Raw genomic sequence first — 22,960 nt, 5'->3', positions numbered from 1 at the left:
ATTAAGTAATTTTGCAGGTTTAAATACTATGCAAAAACTGCTCTATTTTCTGGCCTACCCGATTCTTTGGTTGCTTTCCATCTTACCGATGCGCATTTTGTACATTAAATCTACCGCGCTGTATATTTTGGTGTATTACATAATTGGATATCGCAAAAAGGTGGTAAAAGACAACTTGGCGTTAGTGTTTCCTGAAAAAACGCAGCAAGAGCGAAACCAAATTGCCCAGCAATTCTTTAAGCATTTATGCGATCTTATTTTTGAAACTATAAAAGCGTTTACAATTTCTGAAAAGGAAATCAGAAAGCGATTTGTAGTTACCAATGCCGAAATACTCGACCCCTATTACTATAACGATCGCAGTATTTTACTAATGGCGGGGCATTACGGCAATTGGGAATGGAGTGGTATTTTAAATAAGTTGATGAAACACCAAGCTCATGCGGTTTACAAGCCTTTGGGCAGTAAGCAATTTGATGCTTTGGTAAAAAAAACCCGCGAACACTTTGGCGGGATTATCGTGAGCAACAAAAAAATAGTTCCCGTTCTTTTTAGAAAGTGGAAAAAAGGCATTAAAACCCTCACCTATATTCTTAGCGACCAAACCCCAAAACTGGGCGCTTTTAAACATCGCGATACTTTTATGGGAATAGACGTCCCCATGTTTACGGGTACCGAAGAGTTGGCAAAAAAATTAGACTTTGCTGTGCTTTATCTAAAAGTTGAAAAGGTAAAACGCGGCTATTACAAAGCCACCTTCGTTCCTTTGGTGGACAAGCCAAAAGAATACCCAGATTTTGAAGTTACCCGGATGTTTTTTGATGCTTTAGAGGCGCAAATTAAGGAAAAACCCGAATACTACCTTTGGTCGCATAAACGCTGGAAGCACCGCAACTCCTAGCTTTTACTACTCTAATTAAGACTTACTATTCTTTTAATTAATTTCAGTTATATTTATCATTTAAATAACTAACACAGCTTCATATAAAACTATATTTATTTCAGGTTAATTGTGATATTTATGTGGTTATAAGGTGTTGTGCAACATATTGATTCAAAACAAAAATTAACAACGAATATGAATTAATTGTATCTTTGAAATGTGGAAAAAATCGGAGAAATAGAAATTCGTGTTGTAGGTAAATCTGGAAATCACAATTTAAGTCCTGACAACTATGACATTAAGCATATTGCATCAATATTGCAGAATGTTGAAGACTTGCTATTTCCTATTAACAAAAAGGATAGACCAATTATAACCTACGATATTCAAGAGGGTTCTGTTCGACATTTGTTCAAGACCACAATTCAAACCGTAATTGGATTTAGTGCAGTTTTATCTCAAGTTCAGACAAACGAATCAATCGATTTTCTTGAACTAAAAACTGCCAGAGCTATTGAAAATATTCAAAATTTATCTCGCCAAAAAAATTATGAATTCCAAATAAAAACATCACTGAATGATAGTTATGAATTAACTATAAACCCTAATACAAAATTTCTTAGAACAGAGAACATATGGGTAGATGCAGAATTTTATTTCTATGGAATTTTAAAAGATGCGGGTGGCAAAAGTAAAGCCAATATACATTTAGATACAGATGATTTCGGTTATTTATCTATTGAGACTGGAGAACAATTTCTAAAAGAAAGAGAAGAAAACTTACTATATAAAAAATTTGGTGTTCGAGCCAAGGGCAAACAAAACATAGAAACTGGAGAAATTGATACTAAATCACTTCAATTAATTGAGCTTATCGATTATCAACCAAAATTTGATAATGATTATTTAAATTCTCTTATCAAAAAAGCCAAGGATAGCTGGAGAAATGTTCATCCTGACGAATGGCTATTGAACTTAAGAGGTGGTTATGAAGCATAGTGTTCTATTAGATACAAGTTTCTTCATTAGACTTCTAAACGATGAAGACCCTCTACATAAAAATGCAATTGGATACTTCAGATACTTTTTGTAAAATGATATTGTCTTAAAAGTTTCCACAATTTCAATTGCAGAATACTGTGTACTCGGGAATTTAGAAGAATTACCTTTAAAAAATATTCAGATTGTTCCTTTCAATTTAAAAGAAGCTGAAAAAACAGGGCAATTTGCGAATATAATCTTTACACAAAATAAAGTCAGTGAAGAAAAATTGACGCCAAGAGCAATAATCCCAAATGACTCGAAACTCTTTGCTCAAGCTGATTTGGATAAGTCAGTTACACATTTTGTAACATCTGACATTGGCTCTAAAAACACTCTTGCCTTATTGAAAAAAGGAATCAATCCAAAGTTTGAAATTATTTCGATTGACATTCCGTTTACAGAAACACTTGGTATTTTAGACCTTTAAAAAATACGTTGTACCACACCGTGTATAGCTCATTGCAGCTGAATTCCTAATCAAAATTCATTGCTATTTGCTATCTTTCGGTTACGGCGGAAAAACCTCGCAGGTTTTCCCGCAACGCGCGTTATACAAATCCGTTAAGAGTGCCTTCGGGCTCCGCTCTAAACATATGAACAAACCTATGAAATACATATTGCTACTCGGAATTCTGATTTCATTTTCCGGAACAAATCTTATCGCTCAATCAACTTCTGACAGCCTGAAACCAAAAATGAAAATGGTTAAAGAGGTCATCTACAAACCAGAGAATGGCGAATTAAAAAGTCGTGAAAATCTGTTTGACTCAAACCTAAGTTCATATATGATTTTTGATAAAAATGAGAAAGTGATAGAAAACGGACAATATGAAAAAGACGGTTCGCTTTACGAGAAAACTATTTACAAAAGAAATGAAGATGGAGTTGCTCAAAAAGCAATGAAGAAAAATTCATCAGATGAATTAAAAAGCTATTGGACTTATGAGTACGATTCCAACGATAATATGATTGCGGTTAAAACTTATGATACAGACGATAATCTAACGAATATCCAATCGAATAAATATGATGAAAAAGGAAATATTATTGAGATGCTTCTTAAAAGACCAGGAAATGGAAGCGGTTGGAAATATATTTATAAATACAATAATGACAACAAAAAAATTGAGCAGTTTAGATATAAACCTGATGGCAGTTTGAAAGACAGACGAACATATTCATACGATAAAGATGGCAATGAAAATTTACAATTTAAATTCAATCCCGATGGTAGTTTTATGAAGTTCGTTTCGGAATATGATGAAATGAATAATATGATTGTTCAAAATTGGTTCAATGAAGAAGACGAACAAACACACCAAACTTCTTTCGAATACGTATATGACGAAAATGGAAATTGGATTTCTAAATGGAGAAGTTCCAATGGAGAATTAGGGATGGTTTGGGAAAGACAAATAGAATATTACGAATAAAAAAATTCGTTGCCCACCATGGCAATAAATAATTGCTTCTTCTCGCCTACTTCTGAAAATACTCGCAGATTTTCAATTTGGTGTGTTCGGGCCGGGGTGGATTTATGGAGCATTTCCTCGAGAAGATTACGGATCATAATTTTAGGGTAGAAGTAGAAGATATTTTACAAATAAAAAACCGTTTCAGAATTTTAAACACGCAATTGACAATTCGTGTTTCAGACAAAAATGATTCAATTTTAAAAATACAGAGCTGGAGAAAATAGTAGAAATTCGATTAAACCGAGGAAAAGAAATTGTTCATCAGCGGTAAATAAAAAACTGAGAATGCTAGTATAATTAATGGTTGCTGCTAGTTTACTTCTTCCTATTCTTCTTCGGAAAATCTTTGAATACAAACCTGCAACTATCCTTATTCAAGCATATAAACGTATAACTCCAGTACATGCGACCGTTAATTTATTTTAAGTTTTAGGAGATGTAATTCCGAATAAATATTCAGAGTTAGAAACTGAATTTGTATCTTGTTGTATTCAAAAAAAACGTTGTTAAGCACGCTATTTTAAATATAGGCTTTTAAACGTTCTTCAATTCAATTAGATAGAAATCAACTAGAACATGAAAAATATAATAATCCTATTAATTGCATATATAGCTGTTGCCTCCTGCTCTACCCCTTCAGAAAAGGAAATTGTAGCTATTACAGGAATAGATTCCACATTGCGGCCCGGTGATAATTTTTTTAGATATGTGAATGGTATTTGGTACGATACGGTGCAAATACCGCCCAGCCAAGCTGGAGTTGGTGCTTATATGTTTATGAATTATCCGCAGCGATTACGGCTGCAAGGGATTTTGGACAGTGTTTCGCGAAGTAATAATCCGGAGGGAAGCATTGGCCAAAAGGTTGGTGATTTTTACGCGTCGGGAATGGATACTGTAACCATAAACAAACGCGGGTACGCCCCCATTAAACCAATACTTGCCGAAATAGAATCCATCAGCGATATACCTTCCTTAATGGGTTTTGTGGCCGACGAAGCAAAAGTGTACAATACTTCTATCATTGCTTTTAATGTGTCGCCCGACAATAAAAACAGCAGTATAAATATTGCCCACGTTTACCAAACGGGTATTGGTTTGCCAGATAGGGATTATTATTTTGCCACAGATTCTTCAACCGTAGGCATACAGAACGCGTACAAAAAATACGTTGCTAAATTATTTCAACTTACAGGCAGCACTGCTGAAGAGGCCGAAAAGAATGCTACAATAGTTTACAATATAGATAAGCAACTTGCCGCTTCGCATAAAACAAGAGTTGAACTTCGAGATATACATGCCAATTACAATAAGATGGCTGTAATAGATCTTGAAGAAAAGCACCCAAATATAGGCTGGGCGAATTTGCTCAGTAATTTAGGCGCCCAAACCGATTCAATAGATGTTGGTCAACCTGCGTATTACGATGCTCTTAATGAGCTCCTAAAAACCACTCCCATTAATAATTGGAAGATTTACTTGAAAGCGAATTCAATTGCTAGATATGCAGATGATTTAAGCAATGCTTTTGTAGATGTTTCTTTTGAATTTACAAAAGTACTTTCTGGCCAAGCGGTTCAAAAGACACGCGGCGAAAAAATGGCAAGTGCTGTTGACAATTATTTGGGGGAAGCCCTGGGGCAGTTGTATGTAAAGAAATATTTTCCGGAGGATGCCAAGAAACGTATGTTAGATTTGGTAAATAATGTACAAAAGGCTTATGCCGTTAGAATAGATAAGTTGGAGTGGATGAGCGACAGTACAAAACAAAAAGCGAAAGAGAAACTGGCTGTGATAACCAAGAAAATAGGGTATCCCGATAAATGGAAGGATTACAGCAATGTAACAATTGCAAGAGACACCTATTTTGAGAACTTAGTATCGGCTTCTGCGGCTGACTATCAGCGTCGATTGGCAAAATTGGGAAAGCCAGTAGATAAGTCGGAGTGGTATACAACCCCATCAACGGTTACGGCGTATAATAATCCCTCGGCAAATGAGATTGTCTTTCCTGCAGGTATTTTACAACCCCCTTATTTTGATAACAAGGCAGATGATGCGCTTAACTATGGAGGCATAGGAATGGTTATAGGCCACGAAATAACGCACACTTTTGATGACCAAGGCGCACAATTTGATAAGGATGGAAATGTAAAAAACTGGTGGACAGCTGATGATTATAAAAAGTTTAAAATGAGAATACAGCAGGTAATTGATATGTACAGTACGTATACCGTTTTAGACAGTTTACACATTAAAGGCGACATGACTGTTGGGGAGAATACGGCAGATATAGCTGGAATAGCGGTTGCTTACGATGCTTTTAAAATGACAGAACAAGGCCGAGACACCACAAAAATTGACGGTTTTACGCCAGACCAACGTTTCTTTCTTTCTATTGCTAAAATATGGAGAGTGAAAATGAAAGACGAGTTCCTGCGATTGTGGATTAACAACAACCCCCATTCCCCACCTGTTTGGCGCGTGAATGGTCCGTTGATGAATACCACCCCTTTTTACGAGGCATTCGATGTAAATGCAGAAGATAAAATGTTTTTGCCGATGGAGGATAGAATAACAATTTGGTAATCTAGCGGCCGTAAAGGTTTTAAAAACTAGAAACTTACTTAGCTTGGGAAAGACCAAAAAGAGAGATAGGACGTATGACGAAATCGAAATCGAAATCGAAGATGAAGATGAAGTCGAAGATGAAGATGAAGATGAAAATGACTTAGGACGATAGGACGTATGACGTAGGACAAATTTGAATACCGAACTAAAAACTGGAAAGTTGAAATTAGAAATCGGAAGGTTAAAATTGAAGACGGTACTTCTGGGTGACGCTATTCCCCCCTTTGAAGGGGGGCAGGGGGGATGTTTGCACAGTTGAAACGAAATCGCCTACACCTCACCCCCCTCCCGAAGTAAATTCGGGACAGGCTTTTGAAGGGGGGGGGGCGGAGGAAGATGTGAGATTTGAGATTTGAGATTTGAGATGCTAGAGGCTAGAGGCTGGAGGCTAGATTCTAGACGTAGGACGGTAGGACGTATGACGAAATCGAAATCGAAGATGAAGTTGAAGATGAAGATGACGTAGGACGGTAGGACGTAAGACGTAGGACAATTTCTCAATACTCAAAGTTTTGGCATGGGTCAATTAATGATTTCAGTAACAATCAAGACGCTACTTCACCCCCATCCGGAAGTAATTTCGAAACAGGCTTTAGAAGGGGGGGCGGAGGAAGATGTGAGATGTGAGATGTGAGATGTGAGATGTGAGATTTGAGATTTTAGACGCTAGAGGCTAGATGCTAGATTCTAGATGCTAGATGCTAGATTCTAGACTTAGGACGATAGGACGTATGACGTAGGACAAATTTGAACGCGAAACGGGAAGGTTAATGTCGAAGACGATACTTCTGGATGACGCTACTTCCCCCCTCCCGAAGTAAATTCGGGACAGGCTTTTGAAGGGGGGCGGAGGAAGATGTGAGATGTGAGATGTGAGGTTTGAGATTTGAGATTTGAGATTTTAGACGCTAGAGACTAGAGGCTAGATGCTAGATGCTAGATGCTAGACGTAGGACGATAGGACGTATGACGTAGGACAAATTTGAACGCGAAACGGGAAGGTTAATGTCGAAGACGATACTTCTGGATGACGCTACTTCCCTCCTTTGAAGGGGGGGCAGGGGGGGGATGTTTGGAGAGTTGAAATCGAAGACGCTACTCCCCCTCCCGAAGTAAATTCGGGACAGGCTTTTGCAATTATGGGAAAAACCTAACCCACTAATTCCTTAATCTCGCCAATAACCCTATCGGCTAACTTATCTGCTTCTTCTTGAGTTTTGGCTTCGGTATAAATTCTAATAATGGGCTCGGTGTTTGATTTTCTAAGGTGAACCCAGTTTTCTGGGAAGTCTATTTTAACGCCGTCTATGGTGTTTATATCTTCCGAAGCATATTTGGCTTCCATCGCTTTTAGAATGGCATCAACATCCAACTGTGGCGTTAATTGAATCTTCTTTTTGCTCATAAAATAAGCGGTGTATTTTTTTCGAAGTTCGCTTACCGTAATTTTTTCTTCGGCCAAAAAGCTTAAAAACAGAGCGATTCCCACCAAACTATCGCGACCATAATGCAGTTCTGGATAAATAATTCCGCCGTTTCCTTCACCTCCAATTACGGCGTTGGTTTCTTTCATCTTTTCAACTACATTTACTTCACCTACGGCGCTGGCAGTGTAAGTTCCTCCGTGTTTTTCGGTTACATCGCGTAAGGCACGCGAAGACGACATATTGCTTACCGTGCTTCCGGGATTATTTCGCAATACATAATCGGCAACGGCAACTAAAGTATATTCTTCACCAAACATTTCGCCATTTTCATCTACAAAAGCCAGTCGGTCCACATCGGGATCGACTACTATTCCGAAGTCGGCAGACTCATCGCGAACCAATTGCATTAAATCGGTTAAATGTTCTTTTAAAGGTTCTGGATTATGTGGAAACTCGCCATTTGGCGTGCAGTATAATTTTACAGCTTCAACGCCCAAGGCCCCCAAAAGTAAGGGTACTGCAATCCCGCCGGTAGAATTTACACCATCTACCACAACTTTAAATTTTGCGTCTTTAATCGCTTCGGCGTTTACGAGTGGCAAGTCTAAAATTTCATCGATATGCAAGTCAATATAGGCATCGTTTTTATGAATTTCGCCCAAATTATCAACTTCGGAAAACAAAATATTTCCCTCTTCGGCAATATCGAGAATTTCTTGTCCGGCAGCTGCGTTTAAAAATTCACCTTTATTGTTAAGTAGTTTTAAAGCGTTCCACTGTTTTGGGTTATGGCTTGCGGTGAGGATAATTCCGCCATCGGCGTGTTCCATTGTCACGGCCATTTCAACCGTTGGGGTGGTGGAAAGGTCTAAATCTATTACCGTAATTCCCATTCCAACTAAGGTATTCATTACCAGTTGTTGGATCATTTCGCCCGAAATACGTGCGTCGCGACCCACTACTACTTTGTAATCTTCTTTATTGCGTTGTTGTTTTACCCAAGTGCCGTAGGCCGCGGCGTATTTTACCGCATCGATTGGTGTTAAATTTTCGCTTTGTGCCCCGCCAATTGTTCCGCGGATGCCCGATATAGATTTTATTAAAGTCATTTTCTGAATTTATTTTTCAATTTTAAAAAGTAGAGCTCAAAGTATGTGTATGAGAGATGAGCTATTAAAATAGTTCCCGCGAAGGTAAGCAGAAGCATTAAAATTACGGTTAAAGTTTTATCAAGGTTTTGAAGTATTTCCAATTTCAGAAACAAAAATACAACCGCATTTAAAACTATGGCGTGAAACATATATATTCCGTAGGAAATGCTGCCAAAATGGTTTAAAATTTTACTGTTTACCTCCACCCCGCGATTGTTAAACGCTAAGGAATGAATAAAGAAACCGAATAAAAAGCAAGTTAATAAAGACCGTAACCACAGGGGTTCAAACATAAAAATATCTGTAATATAATACATGATTGTTGCCACACAAATTAGCAACGGAAAGATGGCCTTACGCTTTACAAATTCGAGTTTTTTCTTTTCTTCGAGAATTGCAATTACCCCTCCCGTAAACAGATAGAAAAATACAAAGGTATATTTGCGAAGCACTTCAAAAACGTCTGTCCAGTAAAGAAGAAAGTATCCTAAAAGCAGGATGCTTAAAACGCGTAAAATCCATTTCACATTAATTATAAACAGCAAGGGGGCGATCATTAAATAGAATTGCTCTTCAATCCCGATAGACCAAAGAATTTCAATTATACCGCCGGGTTCGTAGATTTTTGCGAAGACGTTGGGCAGGAAGAAAACATTGTAAAACAATGCTTCTTTCCAAGTGTAATTAATTTCAAAAGGAATGTTTAAAAAAGGAAGGATGACGTTATAAAACAATAAGCCAAACCCTAAAACAAGGTAGTAAAGTGGGAATATGCGGAGGATTCTCCTGATGTAAAAATCTTTTATGGAAAATGCTTCGCGAATTTTCGCCCGGTATATAATTCGGATAATTAGAAATCCGCTAAGGACAAAAAACATATAAACCGCTTCTAACCCACGATGAAATATAGGCAAGGCATCAAAATATGGAAGTCCCTGATTGGCGGCAAGTTGGGGTAAGTGAAATAGCAACACTAGGGAAGCTAAAAAAAACCGCAACGGATCTAAATTGGGTAACCTCTTCAATTTTCAGTTTTTACAGGCCAAAAATACATATATTTATTGAATGAATTTTTTAGCACATATCTACCTTTCTGGGGACGACGAAGAAATTATTATCGGTAACTTTATCGCCGATGGTATTAAAGGAAAGCGATACGAAAATTTTCCGCCCGTCATTGCCAAAGGAATATTGCTGCATCGTGCCATCGATACTTTTACCGATGCCCACCCTATTGTGCACCAAAGTACGGCGCGGCTTCACAAAAATTACGGGCATTATAGCGGGGTGATTGTCGATATTTTATACGATCATTTTTTGGCAAAAAACTGGAGCACCTATTCTGTGATACCTTTGGATGAATACGTTGAAAATTTCTACGAATTACTTCGGAAAAACTTTACCATTCTTCCCGCTCGCATTCAACGAATGATGCCTTATATGATAGCCGACAACTGGTTGTTGAGTTATGCTACGGTTGAAGGAATTGGAAAGATTTTGGCACAGATGAATATTCGCACCAAAGGAGTTTCAAAAATGAATTTAGCCGTGGAAGAATTAGAAGCATATTACGATAAATTTGAAGCAGAATTCACTTCCTTTTTTGAAGAATTAAGGGCCCATTGCGTTCAAAAACTTAACGAACTATGAAGATATATTTCTCCGTCTTTTTAGCAATTATGCTAGTTTCCTGCAAAGACAGTCCGCAAACGGTTTCCATCCCTGATACCCCAGTTGCCAAAGTACAAAAGCAGGCGGTGGTAGCAGACAGTGCCATGGTGGTTTCGGCGCGGGTGGAAGCCTCCAAAATTGGGACAGAAATTTTAAAAAAAGGCGGAAATGCTTTTGATGCCATGATAGCCACTGAAATGGCGTTGGCGATGGCATACCCCTACGCAGGTAATTTGGGCGGTGGCGGGTTTATGGTTTATAGAACCGAATTTGGCGAGCTAGGTTCGTTAGACTATCGCGAAAAAGCGCCCATGGGAGCGACCAAAAATATGTTTTTGGATGCCGGCGGAAATGTAATCCCAGAAAAAAGCTCGGTAGGATCTTTAGCTGTTGGGGTGCCAGGAACTATTGCGGGTATGTTTGCGGTTCACGAAAAGTTTGGCAGCTTACCTATGGAAGTAATTTTGCAACCTGTTATTGAATTAGCTTTAAACGGGTTTGTGGTCACTGCACAACAAGCTGAACGATTTGCGGAATACAAAAATCAATTTAAGGAAGTAAACGGAGAAAATTCTATTTTCACTGAAGAAATAAATGCTGGCGATACCCTAAAAAATATAGCTTTGGCAACCACTCTCAAACGTATTTCTGTCAATGGTCGCGTAGAATTTTACGGGGGTGAAAGTGGAAAAAAGCTTGTGCAGTTTTTAGCCGAAAAAGGCGGAATTATGACTGTGGGAGATTTAGAGGCTTATGAAGCGCAATGGCGTGAGCCAATTATTTTTAATTATAAAGATTTAAGGATAATTTCGATGGCCCCACCGTCGAGTGGCGGAATTTGTATCGCTCAAATTTTAAAAATGGTTGAACCATTTCCGCTTGCAGAATACGGTCATAATTCTGAGAAATACATTCAGGTTTTAGCCGAAGCCGAACGCCGCGCCTATGCCGATAGAAGTTACTATTTGGGGGACCCCGATTTTATAAACATCCCTATAGATTCTTTACTTTCTGACGCTTATTTAAGTGCGCGCATGGATAGCTTTACTTTTGATAAGGCAACGCCTTCTTCAGAAATAAGACCGGGGGAAATTTCTGGTTACGAAAGTGAAGAGACAACACATTACTCAATTGTAGATGTTGCTGGAAATGCTGTTTCAGTTACTACTACTTTAAATTCGGGCTATGGTTCAAAATTATATGTGAGTGATTTAGGCTTCTTTTTAAACAACGAAATGGACGATTTTAGCGCGAAACCCGGTGCGCCAAATGTGTATGGTTTGGTAGGTGGAGACGCAAATGCCATTGCGCCTCAAAAACGAATGTTAAGCTCTATGACTCCCACTATTATTGAAAAGGATGGAAAATTATCTATGGTTGTTGGCACTCCCGGTGGGGCAACGATTATTACTTCGGTGGTACAAACAATTTTGAATGTATATGAATTTGATATGAATATGCAGGAAGCCGTGGATGCTTCGAGGTTTCATCACCAGTGGCTACCTGATGCCATTAGATACGAAGTTGAAAGATTTCCGAGGGATTTAATTGAAAATTTAAAACAAAAAGGCTATCCTGAAAACACGCAAGTAGATCCGATTATCGGAAAGGTTGATGCTATTTTCGTGCTTCCGAATGGAAAGTTGGAAGGCGGTGCCGACAGTCGTGGCGACGATACTGCCGTGGGATATTAATTTATAAATATTTCACCTAAAATTAACATCGCTAAGTAACAGGAGTTCTTTATTTTCGGTTCAATTGAGTACCTTTGCAAACTATGCTGAAAAATGAGGATTTTATAGAAGTTTTGGGCGCCCGCGTCCACAACTTAAAGAACATTGACGTTCGTATTCCAAGAGAAAAATTAGTAGTAATTACAGGGCTTTCCGGTAGCGGAAAATCCTCTTTGGCGTTTGATACCATTTACGCCGAAGGGCAGCGCCGTTATATAGAAACATTTTCGGCTTATGCGCGCCAATTTTTAGGCAGCCTAGAACGTCCCGATGTCGATAAAATTGAAGGGCTATCGCCTGTAATTGCCATTGAGCAAAAAACCACGAGTAAGAGTCCGCGTTCTACCGTAGGTACAATCACCGAAATTTACGATTTCCTTCGTCTATTTTACGCGCGAGCCAGTGATGCTTACAGTTATAACACCGGGCAAAAAATGGTAAGTTATAGCGATGCGCAAATCCAGCAACTTATTTTGGAAGAGTATGCCGATAAAAAAGTGAGCATCCTCTCCCCTGTTGTTCGTTCCAGAAAAGGGCATTATCGCGAGCTTTTTGAGCAGATTGCCAAACAGGGTTTTTTAAAGGTACGTGTTGACGGCGAAGTACGGGATATTACTAAGGGAATGAAGGTAGATAGGTACAAGACCCACGATATTGAAATTGTAATTGACCGATTAAAAATTGCTAGTCCGAGTGCCGCAACTACTGTAGAAACCGAAGGTAACGACAAGGACAAACGACTTTCAGAAACCATAAACACAGCGATGTACCACGGTGATGATGTGCTGATGGTATTGGATAATGATACCGACGAAGCGCGCTATTTTAGTAGGTCGTTGATGTGCCCGAGTTCGGGAATTTCGTATCCCAATCCGGAGCCTAACAACTTTTCTTTTAACTCACCAAAGGGGATGTGCCCAAAGTGTAAAGGACTTGGGAAATTATACGAAGTTAATTTAGATAAATTAGTTCCAGACCCCAAGTTATCGATAAAACAGGGAGCTTTGGCCGCACATGGACCGCAGAAAAACAATTGGGTTTTTAAGCAGCTGGAGTTAATTGCTGAACGTTTTAAATTTAAACTGAGTGATCCTTTTGAGAAAATTCCGAAGGAGGCAAAGGACATTATCTTTTTCGGTGGAAATGAAAAGTTTGATATTGAATCGAAAGCATTGGGAATTACCCGAAGCTACAAAATAGATTTTGAAGGCGTTGCTACTTTTATTCAGAATACGTTTGATGCAAACGAAACCACTTCACTTAAACGATGGGCAAAGGAGTATATGGATAAAATTCCGTGTCCGGAATGCAATGGATCGCGACTTCGGAAGGAATCGCTTTTCTTTAAGGTGAATGATAAAAACATAGCCGAGCTGGCACATATGGATATTATCGAGCTGGCGGAGTGGTTTAAAAATTTAGAAGAAAACATTTCTGAAACACAGGTGAAAATTGCTTCAGAAATTATAAAAGAAGTACGTACGCGACTTCAGTTTTTAGTAGATGTAGGATTGACATATCTGGCTTTAGACCGCAGTTCCAAATCGCTTTCGGGGGGTGAAGCGCAACGCATTAGGCTTGCCACACAAATTGGTTCGCAGTTGGTTGGGGTGTTGTATATTCTCGATGAGCCTAGCATTGGGTTGCATCAGCGCGACAATGAGCGATTGATTTATTCGCTTAAACAACTACGTGAAATTGGCAACTCGGTAATTGTGGTGGAGCACGACAAAGATATGATTGAGCACGCCGATTATGTGATAGACATTGGTCCTGCGGCCGGAAGACACGGTGGCGAAATAGTTAGTGAAGGCACGCCCGAAGAGATAAAAAAGCATCATACACTTACGGCAGATTATTTAAATGGAACCAAGGAAATTGAAATTCCGAAGCAACGTCGCGAAGGCAACGGGAAAACCTTAACTTTAAAAGGTGCTTCCGGAAATAACTTAAAAAATGTAACGGTTACTTTTCCTTTGGGAAAAATGATTGGGGTTACGGGTGTTTCGGGAAGTGGAAAATCTACACTTATTAACGAAACACTCTACCCTATTTTAAATGCGCATTTTTTTAACGGGGTTAAAAAACCGATGCCTTATAAAAAGATTGAAGGGTTAGAAAATATTGATAAGGTTATTGATATTAACCAGTCGCCAATTGGGAGAACGCCGCGAAGTAATCCGGCGACCTATACGGGTGTATTTTCGGAAATACGAAATCTTTTTGCCAAAACGCCCGAGGCGATGATTCGCGGTTACAAGCCGGGACGTTTTAGCTTTAATGTTGCTGGCGGACGTTGTGAAACATGTAAGGGTGCAGGATTGCGTGTAATTGAAATGAATTTCTTGCCAGACGTTTACGTGGAATGTGAAACCTGCCAAGGCAAGCGTTTTAATCGTGAAACCTTAGAAATTCGTTATAAAGGAAAATCTATTTACGACGTGTTGGCAATGACCATAAATGAGGCGGCCGATTTCTTTGAAAACATTCCGAAGATATACCGGAAAATTAAAACAATAAAAGACGTGGGCTTGGGTTATATTACCCTTGGGCAGCAATCTACAACACTTTCGGGCGGAGAGGCACAGCGTATAAAACTGGCTACCGAGCTTTCAAAACGCGACACCGGAAACACATTTTATATACTGGATGAACCCACCACTGGGCTTCATTTTGAAGACATACGCGTGTTGATGATTGTATTGAATAAATTAGTGGAAAAAGGCAATACAGTTTTAATTATTGAACACAACTTAGATGTAATAAAAACCGTTGATTATATAATAGATATTGGTCCCGAAGGGGGACGCAAAGGTGGGAAAGTTATGGCTTTAGGCACTCCTGAAGAAGTAGCCGAAAACAAAAAAAGCTTTACTGCGAGGTTCCTTAAAAAAGAATTACATTAGCAAAACACGATATTTAAAATTCAAGGCACCTAATATTGAGCCTTGAATTTATATTTTATAATACCATTTAAAAAATGAGAGACGAACAAATACCAAAAAACTGGAATCAAGTAAAAACGAACGACTCGTGGGCAATTTTTAAAATCATGGGGGAGTTTGTAAATGGATATGAAAAGATGAGCCGTATTGGCCCTTGCGTTTCTATATTTGGTTCGGCCCGAACTAAACCTGACAATCCGTATTACAAATTGGCTGAAAACATAGCCAAGAAGATTACCGAAAACGGGTACGGCGTTATTACTGGGGGGGGTCCAGGAATTATGGAAGCGGGTAATAAAGGGGCGCATTTAGCTGGTGGTACTTCGGTAGGTTTAAATATTACACTCCCTTTTGAGCAGCACGACAACCCTTATATAGACAGCGATAAGAGCATAGATTTTGATTATTTTTTTGTTAGAAAAGTAATGTTTGTAAAATACTCCCAAGGCTTTGTTGTAATGCCAGGTGGCTTTGGAACTTTAGATGAATTTTTTGAAGCATTAACATTAATTCAAACACATAAAATTGATAAGTTTCCACTTATTTTGGTTGGGTCTGAATTTTGGGGTGGATTGTTTGAATGGATTAAAACCACACTTTTGGAAGCCAACAACAATGTAAGTGCCGATGATTTAGACTTGGTGCATTTGGTAGATACCGAGGACGAAGTGCTTCAAATTTTGAACGATTTCTATAACGAATACAATTTGAGTCCGAATTTTTAATATTTGACAATCGCTAACATTTAAACTCACTTCAACTTTTTGATTTCAAAAAGAATCATATTTCTATTACTTTTTTGTTTGGTAATTCAAGCGAGGGCGCAGCATAGTATTCATATTGATGCTTCGCTGAATCCTGTGCAGAAAACACTTTCAATTAAACAGGAAATAACTTTTAAAAACACTTCGGCAGATACGCTAAGGGAATTATTTCTATTTGACTGGCCCAATAGTTTTTCTACTAAAACGAGTGAGTTGGGGAAGCGTTTTTCAGAAAATTACAACAGTTCATTTCATTTTGAAAAAGATGAAGATCGGGGAAAAACCACTATTGAAAAAATATACAACAGCAGTGCAAATCCGTTGCAGTGGACGCGCGATGGGGCGGTGGATATTTTAAAGGTGATACCTGAAAAATCGCTACTTCCGGGAGCTAGCTACACTTTTAATCTGGAGTATGTAGTAAAAGTTCCCGATAGCAAGTTTACGCGGTTTGGGGTGGATAGCCGCGCTAATTTTAAATTGCGGGATTGGTATATTTTGCCTGCCGTTTACAATGGCGAGTGGCGTGTGTACAGCAATAAGAACACCAACGATTTGTATGTTACCCCTTCTAACTATACCATTTCGCTTCAGCTTCCGAAGCAGTATTGGGTTACAACCGATTTGGATTTGGTTTCGGAAAATATTTCAGAAAACAAAAAGAAGCTCTTCCTTAAAGGCAGCGACCGAACAAATGTGACTCTTTATTTGGAGCGGAATTCTACTTTCGAAACAATTGAAACCGATAAGTTTACGGTAGTTACCAACTTGCAAAACAGCAAGATAAATCCGCCGGTACAAGCTTTGATGATTGATAGAATTGCACACTTTTTAGACGAAAGACTGGGTCCCTATCCGTTTAAAAAAATGGTTGTAAGCGAAACCGATTACAAAACAAATCCGGTTTACGGGCTTAACCAGTTGCCCAGTTTTATAAGTCCGTATCCCGATGGGTTTGAATATGACATGGAGCAGTTAAAAACCATAACGCGGCATTATATTCAAAACACGCTTATTTTAGACTCGCGCCGTGATTATTGGTTGCAGGATGCCTTGCAGATTTATTTGATGATGGAATATGCCGATAGGTATTATCCTAAAATGAAGCTTATTGGAAATTTGAGTAATTGGTGGATAATACGTTGGGCGCACGCGGCAGATTTGGAGTTTAACGACCAGTATTCGTTGTTGTATTTAAATATGGCTCGCAACAATATTCAGCAGTCATTAACTACGCCAAAGGATTCGTTGTTAAAGTTTAATATGAATATTGCCAACGGTTATTACGGGGGAAGCGGGTTGCGCTATTTAAACGATTATTTGGGCGATACCGTCTTAGATAAAACTATTAAAGATTTCTATAAAGAAAATAGATTAAAGCCGGTTCGATCTTCAGATTTTGAAAACTTACTTGCCTCGCGAACGGAGCTGCCCATAAATTGGTTTTTTGAAGATTTTGTCGATACGCGTACAACTGTAGATTTTAAAATAAAAAACGTTGAAAAGCAAGGCGATTCGCTGAAGGTATATATAAAGAATAATAGGAAGAGCGAACTGCCTATATCGCTTTACGGTTTAAACGACGATGAAATAGTCTATAAAACGTGGACAAAACCCGTGGATAGTATGACTACTGTTACCATTCCGGCGGGAAATATTAAAAAGTTGGCACTGAATTACGAAGGAAGAATTCCGGAGTACAATATGCGTAACAACTTTAAAACTGTAAGTGGATTGCTGAATAAACCGTTACAGTTTCGTCTTTTCCAAGATGTGGAAGACCCCAAGTTTACGCAGATGTTCTTTATGCCTATTTTTGAGTACAACCTTTACGACGGTGTTTCGGCAGGGTTGCGGCTTTACAACAAAACGGTGCTGCGCAAGGCGGTGCATTACAGCTTGGAACCCCAGTTTGGATTTCGCTCTAAAACTCTTGTTGGGGGCGGTTCTATTAGTTATACGCAGACCATGAACCAAGGAAATTTATACGCCATGCGGTATGGATTTTCGGGTAATTATTACTCCTACGACCGCGGCTTATTTTACAAAAAATTTACCCCTTATATTACCTTTGCATTTAGAAATCCCGATTTGCGCGACAACGAAAAACAGTATATAAATTTACGGAATGTAAACGTTTATCGCGATGAAGATCCGAATGCCACAGACCAGCAGCCCAATTACAGTGTTTTCAATATGCAGTATGTATATTCCAATCCGAATCTTATCAATTATTTTAGGGGGGTTGCAGATTATGAAATTTCTTCAAAATTTAGCAAGTTATCTGTAGATTTAGAGTATCGGAAACTCTTTTTGAGCAACCGCCAATTGAACCTTCGTTTTTTTGCTGGGGTGTTTTTATTTAACGACACACGCGAACACGAAGACTTTTTTAGTTTTGCTTTAGACCGTCCAAACGACTATCTTTTTGACTATAATTATTACGGAAGAAGCGAAGATTCCGGCTTGTTTAGTCAGCAGTTAATTATCGCAGAAGGCGGATTTAAATCGCAGTTGGAGCCCGCTTACGCCAACAGTTGGATGGCTACGGTAAATGCGAGCACAAATATTTGGAAATGGATTTATGCCTATGGCGATTTAGGTTTGGTCGCCAATAAAGAGCGGGGGGTAAATGCGGTTTTTGACAGCGGAATTAGATTGAGTTTGGTGGCCGATTATTTTGAATTGTATTTCCCGATTTATTCAAATTTAGGCTTCGAACCCAATCTGCCACATTACGACGAAAAGGTACGGTTTATTGTTACTTTAAGTCCGAAGACTTTGCTTGGGTTATTTACGCGGAGGTGGTATTAGGGTTGGAATTCCAAATTCCAAATCTCAAATCTCAAATAACAAATTCCAAATCTCAAATAACAAATCCCAAATAACAAATCCCAAATAACAAATCTCAAAAAAAACAAATCTCAAATCCCGAATAACAAATCCCAAATAACATATAACATATAACATATAACATATAACAAATCTCAAATAACAAATCTCAGAAAAAAACAAATCTCAAATAACAAATAACAAATCTCAGAAAAAAATGAATCGTGAATCGCGAATCGCGATGATAGACCGCTGCGCTGTTAGATGTGAGACATGATGTGAGACATTAGATAACAGTTAAACAAATAAACAATGGAAATACTAAATAACTGGCGGATTATTATATTAATCTGTCTTACGCTTGGGTTGGCTCCATTTTTTCCTGAACCCCATTTGTGGGGGAAGTATAAATGGATTGCTGGGGGTGCTGAGGGGATGCAAGCCGAAGATTGGTTTGACGTTTTATTACACGGGTTTCCATTTATTTTATTGCTTAGATTGCTGGTAGTGAAGTTAATCTCTTCAAAAACGGAAAAGTAGTTTTAAAATTAGTATCTTTTAAAAATCCGATGTTAGCAAATTAGCGTTGTAAAACACTCTCAATTTCGCTACTTTTGTAATCCTTAAACAAAAATTCATGCAGACAGACCCGAAGACAAATGGCGAGATTTCTTTTGAAGATTTTAAAGAAACGATTTTAAACGATTATAAAATTGCGGTTACCAGCCGCGAATGTAGTCTTTTAGGGCGTCGCGAGGTGCTTACTGGGAAAGCGAAATTCGGTATTTTTGGCGACGGAAAAGAGGTGCCACAACTAGCTTGGGCCAAAGCATTTAAAAATGGCGATTGGCGAAGCGGGTACTACCGCGACCAAACCTTTATGATGGCCATTGGCAAACTGACTATTGAGCAGTTTTTTGCAGGACTTTATGCACATACAGATATAAAAGCAGACCCCATGAGCGCCGGACGGCAAATGGGCGGCCACTTTGCTACACACAGTTTAAATGAAGACGGCAGTTGGAAAAACCTTGCCCAGCAAAAAAACAGCAGTGCAGATATTTCACCAACAGCGGGGCAGATGCCGCGTTTGTTAGGATTGGCACAGGCTTCCAAAATTTTTAGAAACGTAAAAGGAATTGAAAACAAAACCAATTTTTCCATCAACGGAAATGAAGTTGCGTGGGGAACAATTGGAAATGCCAGTACGAGCGAAGGGCTTTTTTGGGAAACCATAAACGCAGCCGGGGTATTGCAAGTACCCATGGTGATGAGCGTTTGGGATGATGAATACGGAATTTCGGTACACGCTAAATATCAAACTACAAAAGAGAATATTTCTGAAATATTAAAAGGTTTTCAGCGTAACGAAGAAGAAAACGGTTATGAAATAATTCGTGTAAACGGGTGGGATTATACCGAACTGATTGATGTTTACAATCGCGCCTCAAAAATTGCGCGCGAAGAACACGTGCCGGTTTTAATTCACGTGCAGCAATTAACACAGCCCCAAGGCCACAGCACAAGCGGGTCTCACGAGCGTTATAAAAGCAAAGACCGATTGGCGTGGGAAGCAGATTACGACTGCAACGTTAAAATGCGCCAATGGATTATTGAAAGTGAAATTGCAACGGAAGAAACTTTAGTAGAAATAGAGAAAGCAATAAAGAAACAAGTTCGCGACGGTAAAAAGGCAGCTTGGGAAGCATTTGTTGCACCTCAGAAAAAGGAGCAGGAAGAGGCCGTTCTTTTACTTGGGAATTTATCTGAAAACAGTGCCAATAAAAACTTTATCGAGAAAATAAAAAATGAATTGGCTTCCGAAAAAGAGCCGTTGCGCCGCAATATTCTCGCTTCGGCCAGAAAAGCATTGCGTTACGTTACTGGCGAAGATTCGCCGGAAAAGAAGCAGCTTCAAGATTGGATTAATAATTATATTGAAGTAATTCAGCCAAAATACAGTGCGCATCTCTATTCCGAAGCAAAAGAAAACGCCAAAACAATTGAGGAAGTACCCCCTACTTACGCCCAAGATGCCGAAGATGTAGATGGACGCGTAGTATTGCGCGACAATTTTGACGCCATTTTTGACAAGCACCCAGAAGTTTTAATATTTGGAGAGGACAGTGGTACAATAGGCGATGTAAACCAAGGTTTGGAAGGGTTACAGGAAAAGTACGGCGCACTAAGAGTTGCCGATGCGGGTATTCGCGAAGCTACTATTTTAGGGCAAGGAATAGGAATGGCGATGCGTGGCCTTCGCCCTATAGCTGAAATTCAGTATTTAGATTATATTTTGTACTGCCTACAAATAATGAGTGACGATTTGGTAACGGTACGCTACAGAACAAATGGCACACAAAAAGCACCGTTGATTGTACGTACACGTGGCCACAGGCTGGAAGGTATTTGGCACAGTGGTTCACAAATGGGTGGTTTAATCCATTTGCTTCGCGGAATGTATGTACTCGTACCAAGAAATATGACTAAAGCAGCAGGTTTTTACAATACGCTACTTGAAACAGACGAGCCTGCACTAATAATAGAATGTTTAAACGGCTATCGTTTAAAGGAAAAACTACCAAACAATCTCGGTGAATTTAAAACGCCAATTGGCGTTGTGGAAACAATTAAAAAAGGAACAGATATTACGTTGGTTTCCTACGGTAGTACGCTACGTATAGTTGAAGAAGCCGCAAAAGAACTACTGCAAGCAGGTATTGATGCCGAAGTAATAGACGTACAATCGCTGCTGCCACTAGATATTAACAATGATTTGGTAAAGAGCGTTGCTAATACTAACAGACTACTGGTTATAGACGAAGACGTGCCTGGAGGTGCTTCTGCCTATATTTTGAACCAGATTGTTGAAGTACAAGGTGGGTATCAATATTTAGACAGTAAGCCACAAACTTTATCGGCTAAGGAACACCGTCCGCCCTATGGCACAGACGGCGATTACTTTACCAAACCTTCGGTGGAAGATGTTTATGAAAAGGTATATGAAATTATGCACGAGACTAACCCAGCACAGTTTCCGAAGTTAAGATAACGCTAAAATCCTGTTATTCCTGCATTAGGCTGTGTATCTTATAGCATATTAAAATATATACAGCTATGAGAAATATTTTTACACTCGTATTAGGTTTAATCTTTTCAACAAGCATTTACGCGCAAGACGTGAATGACAATGTGCGCTTTATCCCGCAGTCTGAAGTGCCAAAAATGGTTTTAGACCGGCAAGAAGCTTTGTACCCCACCAATTTCGTTTCGCAATGGCAAGTGCAGGAAATAGACGGAATGCAGGACGCTCCCAACATACTGTACTACGCTAAATTTGAAGAAGACGGCCGACCCGGTTTTTCGGCGGCATATCTTCCCAATGGAATGTTGGTATTTCATTCAGAGTTTACGCCTGCTGAAATTATACCCACAACGGTACGATTGAAAATTGAGCAGAATTATAAAAGGTTTGAGGTTCATTCGGCAGAATTTATTAGTCTGTACAGTCCCAAACGTGAAATCTATTTGGTGAAATTGTTAGATGGCAACCAGATGCAATTTGTTTTTTACGACACCGTAGGCAATGAAATTGAAAAAAGAGACCTGCCAGCCGAAATGTTATTTTTGATGCGGTAGCCTTATTTACTGCTACAAAAATTGGTAATAGAAAACATTCAAAAGTATTATAAGGTAACGTTAATGATAGTGCGGTTGATGCGGTTTTTATTACCTATATAAAGCCTGATGAGATTGCAATCTGCGGCGGTGGATTAAAATGTGACAGTTCAAGAAAGGACGGTTTTATCTGTAGTATTTATTAATAATAAATTGGTTTACATTAACGGAAAATTATTATTAATACTTAAAAATCTTACTTATCTTTAAAAGACCTCCTTAATTTTTATAGAATGGGCATGTTTCACTATTACGATTTTAAAGAATCAGAAGTTTTTATTTTTGATAATTTCCTAGTGAATCAATTTAAAGAGGGTATAACTGTAGTTCCTGCCCATAACCAAAAATTGAGGGAGATACTGGATGCGCATTTTGCCAATAAGAAAATGGTCTATATATCGAACAGATATTTTAACTATGCTGTTGACCCCCTCACCTATTTGGAAACTTCAAAAATTCACAGGTTAGTGGCAATAGCCATTGTTGCAAAAACCAAAATTGCAAAGTCTAATGCCAAACTGGAAAGCATGTTTTACAAAAAGAAGTTTAAAATTTTTGACACCCTCAGCGAGGCGATGGCTTGGGTACAAAAAGAATTAGACCTTAGCGAAACCGAAAATTAGTTTTCTCAACGTATAATTATTTGTTTCCACATCATTATTATTTCAATATTGAAGTTACAAAAGAAGGGCTTAGTTTATAAAAACTTGGCTCCCTTTCACCGAT

At 38.8% G+C, this 22,960-nt stretch carries 17 protein-coding genes; 14 read left to right on the top strand and 3 right to left on the bottom strand.

The annotated features are described in order from the left end of the window. Positions 1–28 precede the first annotated feature (28 nt). The 4 genes from K8089_RS05110 (at position 29) to K8089_RS05095 (ending at position 3,360) form a co-directional block, all read left to right on the top strand. Positions 29–901 carry a lysophospholipid acyltransferase family protein gene (locus tag K8089_RS05110; protein WP_237602211.1) on the top strand — a complete coding sequence of 291 codons (873 nt, stop codon included), beginning with the start codon at positions 29–31 and terminating at the stop codon, positions 899–901. Positions 902–1,102: 201 nt separating this feature from the next. Then, a complete protein-coding gene (locus K8089_RS05105) occupies positions 1,103–1,882 on the top strand; it encodes a hypothetical protein (RefSeq protein WP_237602210.1) in 780 nt (259 codons plus the stop codon). Between the two features lie 271 nt (positions 1,883–2,153). Next, positions 2,154–2,354: a hypothetical protein gene (locus K8089_RS05100; protein WP_237602209.1), complete on the top strand. Its 201-nt coding sequence runs from the start codon at positions 2,154–2,156 to the stop codon at positions 2,352–2,354. Positions 2,355–2,532: 178 nt separating this feature from the next. Next, positions 2,533–3,360: an RHS repeat domain-containing protein gene (locus K8089_RS05095; protein WP_237602208.1), complete on the top strand. Its 828-nt coding sequence runs from the start codon at positions 2,533–2,535 to the stop codon at positions 3,358–3,360. Here the strand turns inward: K8089_RS05095 and K8089_RS05090 are convergent. Beyond that, entirely contained in the window at positions 3,351–3,497 is a 147-nt protein-coding gene (locus K8089_RS05090; RefSeq protein WP_237602207.1) for a hypothetical protein, read from the bottom strand. The genes K8089_RS05095 and K8089_RS05090 overlap by 10 nt on opposite strands. Positions 3,498–3,978: 481 nt before the next feature. Here K8089_RS05090 and K8089_RS05085 point away from each other — a divergent pair, with 481 nt between their 5' ends. Continuing rightward, positions 3,979–5,991: a M13 family metallopeptidase gene (locus tag K8089_RS05085; protein WP_237602206.1), complete on the top strand. Its 2,013-nt coding sequence runs from the start codon at positions 3,979–3,981 to the stop codon at positions 5,989–5,991. Between the two features lie 1,192 nt (positions 5,992–7,183). On the opposite strand, the gene glmM is transcribed toward K8089_RS05085, so the two are convergent. Continuing rightward, positions 7,184–8,569 (bottom strand): phosphoglucosamine mutase, encoded by a 1,386-nt coding sequence (gene glmM, locus K8089_RS05080; RefSeq protein ID WP_237602205.1) that lies wholly within the window; start codon positions 8,567–8,569, stop codon positions 7,184–7,186. Further along, a complete protein-coding gene (locus K8089_RS05075; protein ID WP_237602204.1) occupies positions 8,566–9,636 on the bottom strand; it encodes an acyltransferase family protein in 1,071 nt (356 codons plus the stop codon). Before K8089_RS05075 ends, glmM begins: the two co-directional genes overlap by 4 nt. Before the next feature lie 40 nt (positions 9,637–9,676). On the opposite strand from K8089_RS05075, the gene K8089_RS05070 reads away from it, so the two are divergent. From K8089_RS05070 to K8089_RS05030, 9 genes are all read left to right on the top strand, one after another. Next, on the top strand, positions 9,677–10,261 hold the full coding sequence (locus K8089_RS05070; RefSeq protein ID WP_237602203.1) for an acyl carrier protein phosphodiesterase: 585 nt from the start codon (positions 9,677–9,679) through the stop codon (positions 10,259–10,261). Further along, the gene (gene ggt / locus K8089_RS05065) at positions 10,258–11,976 is read left to right on the top strand and encodes a gamma-glutamyltransferase (protein WP_237602202.1); all 1,719 of its coding nucleotides are present in this window, start codon (positions 10,258–10,260) and stop codon (positions 11,974–11,976) included. Before K8089_RS05070 ends, ggt begins: the two co-directional genes overlap by 4 nt. Positions 11,977–12,059: 83 nt before the next feature. Then, positions 12,060–14,921: an excinuclease ABC subunit UvrA gene (uvrA, locus tag K8089_RS05060; RefSeq protein ID WP_237602201.1), complete on the top strand. Its 2,862-nt coding sequence runs from the start codon at positions 12,060–12,062 to the stop codon at positions 14,919–14,921. Positions 14,922–14,995: 74 nt separating this feature from the next. Beyond that, the gene (locus K8089_RS05055; RefSeq protein ID WP_237602200.1) at positions 14,996–15,685 is read left to right on the top strand and encodes an LOG family protein; all 690 of its coding nucleotides are present in this window, start codon (positions 14,996–14,998) and stop codon (positions 15,683–15,685) included. A 39-nt stretch (positions 15,686–15,724) separates the two neighbouring features. Further along, positions 15,725–18,538 carry a metalloprotease gene (locus K8089_RS05050; protein WP_237602199.1) on the top strand — a complete coding sequence of 938 codons (2,814 nt, stop codon included), beginning with the start codon at positions 15,725–15,727 and terminating at the stop codon, positions 18,536–18,538. Positions 18,539–18,868: 330 nt separating this feature from the next. Further along, positions 18,869–19,096, top strand: a complete 228-nt coding sequence (locus tag K8089_RS05045; RefSeq protein WP_237602198.1) for a hypothetical protein — start codon at positions 18,869–18,871, stop codon at positions 19,094–19,096. A gap of 97 nt (positions 19,097–19,193) precedes the next feature. Continuing rightward, complete coding sequence (locus K8089_RS05040; protein WP_237602197.1) at positions 19,194–21,608, top strand: alpha-ketoacid dehydrogenase subunit alpha/beta; 2,415 nt, start codon at positions 19,194–19,196, stop codon at positions 21,606–21,608. A gap of 65 nt (positions 21,609–21,673) precedes the next feature. Continuing rightward, positions 21,674–22,195, top strand: a complete 522-nt coding sequence (locus K8089_RS05035) for a hypothetical protein (RefSeq protein ID WP_237602196.1) — start codon at positions 21,674–21,676, stop codon at positions 22,193–22,195. A gap of 272 nt (positions 22,196–22,467) precedes the next feature. Beyond that, on the top strand, positions 22,468–22,857 hold the full coding sequence (locus tag K8089_RS05030; RefSeq protein ID WP_237602195.1) for an STAS/SEC14 domain-containing protein: 390 nt from the start codon (positions 22,468–22,470) through the stop codon (positions 22,855–22,857). Positions 22,858–22,960: the final 103 nt, after the last annotated feature.

Origin of the sequence: Aequorivita vitellina (genome assembly GCF_022008365.1) — a bacterium.
In the GTDB taxonomy this organism is placed as follows: Bacteria; Bacteroidota; Bacteroidia; order Flavobacteriales; family Flavobacteriaceae; genus Aequorivita; species Aequorivita vitellina.
Note: the sequence above shows the minus strand (reverse complement) of the source record. Positions and strands in the feature narration are given on the sequence as shown.

Bases quoted from the DNA above. Each gene is read 5' to 3' on its own strand.
- K8089_RS05070 (WP_237602203.1), top strand. From the start codon at position 9,677: ATGAATTTTTTAGCACATATCTACCTTTCTGGGGACGACGAAGAAATT.
- K8089_RS05090 (WP_237602207.1), bottom strand. From the start codon at position 3,497: ATGATCCGTAATCTTCTCGAGGAAATGCTCCATAAATCCACCCCGGCC.
- glmM (WP_237602205.1), bottom strand. From the start codon at position 8,569: ATGACTTTAATAAAATCTATATCGGGCATCCGCGGAACAATTGGCGGG.
- K8089_RS05030 (WP_237602195.1), top strand. From the start codon at position 22,468: ATGGGCATGTTTCACTATTACGATTTTAAAGAATCAGAAGTTTTTATT.
- K8089_RS05045 (WP_237602198.1), top strand. From the start codon at position 18,869: ATGGAAATACTAAATAACTGGCGGATTATTATATTAATCTGTCTTACG.
- K8089_RS05110 (WP_237602211.1), top strand. From the start codon at position 29: ATGCAAAAACTGCTCTATTTTCTGGCCTACCCGATTCTTTGGTTGCTT.
- K8089_RS05040 (WP_237602197.1), top strand. From the start codon at position 19,194: ATGCAGACAGACCCGAAGACAAATGGCGAGATTTCTTTTGAAGATTTT.
- K8089_RS05055 (WP_237602200.1), top strand. From the start codon at position 14,996: ATGAGAGACGAACAAATACCAAAAAACTGGAATCAAGTAAAAACGAAC.
- K8089_RS05085 (WP_237602206.1), top strand. From the start codon at position 3,979: ATGAAAAATATAATAATCCTATTAATTGCATATATAGCTGTTGCCTCC.
- K8089_RS05035 (WP_237602196.1), top strand. From the start codon at position 21,674: ATGAGAAATATTTTTACACTCGTATTAGGTTTAATCTTTTCAACAAGC.
- K8089_RS05095 (WP_237602208.1), top strand. From the start codon at position 2,533: ATGAAATACATATTGCTACTCGGAATTCTGATTTCATTTTCCGGAACA.
- ggt (WP_237602202.1), top strand. From the start codon at position 10,258: ATGAAGATATATTTCTCCGTCTTTTTAGCAATTATGCTAGTTTCCTGC.
- uvrA (WP_237602201.1), top strand. From the start codon at position 12,060: ATGCTGAAAAATGAGGATTTTATAGAAGTTTTGGGCGCCCGCGTCCAC.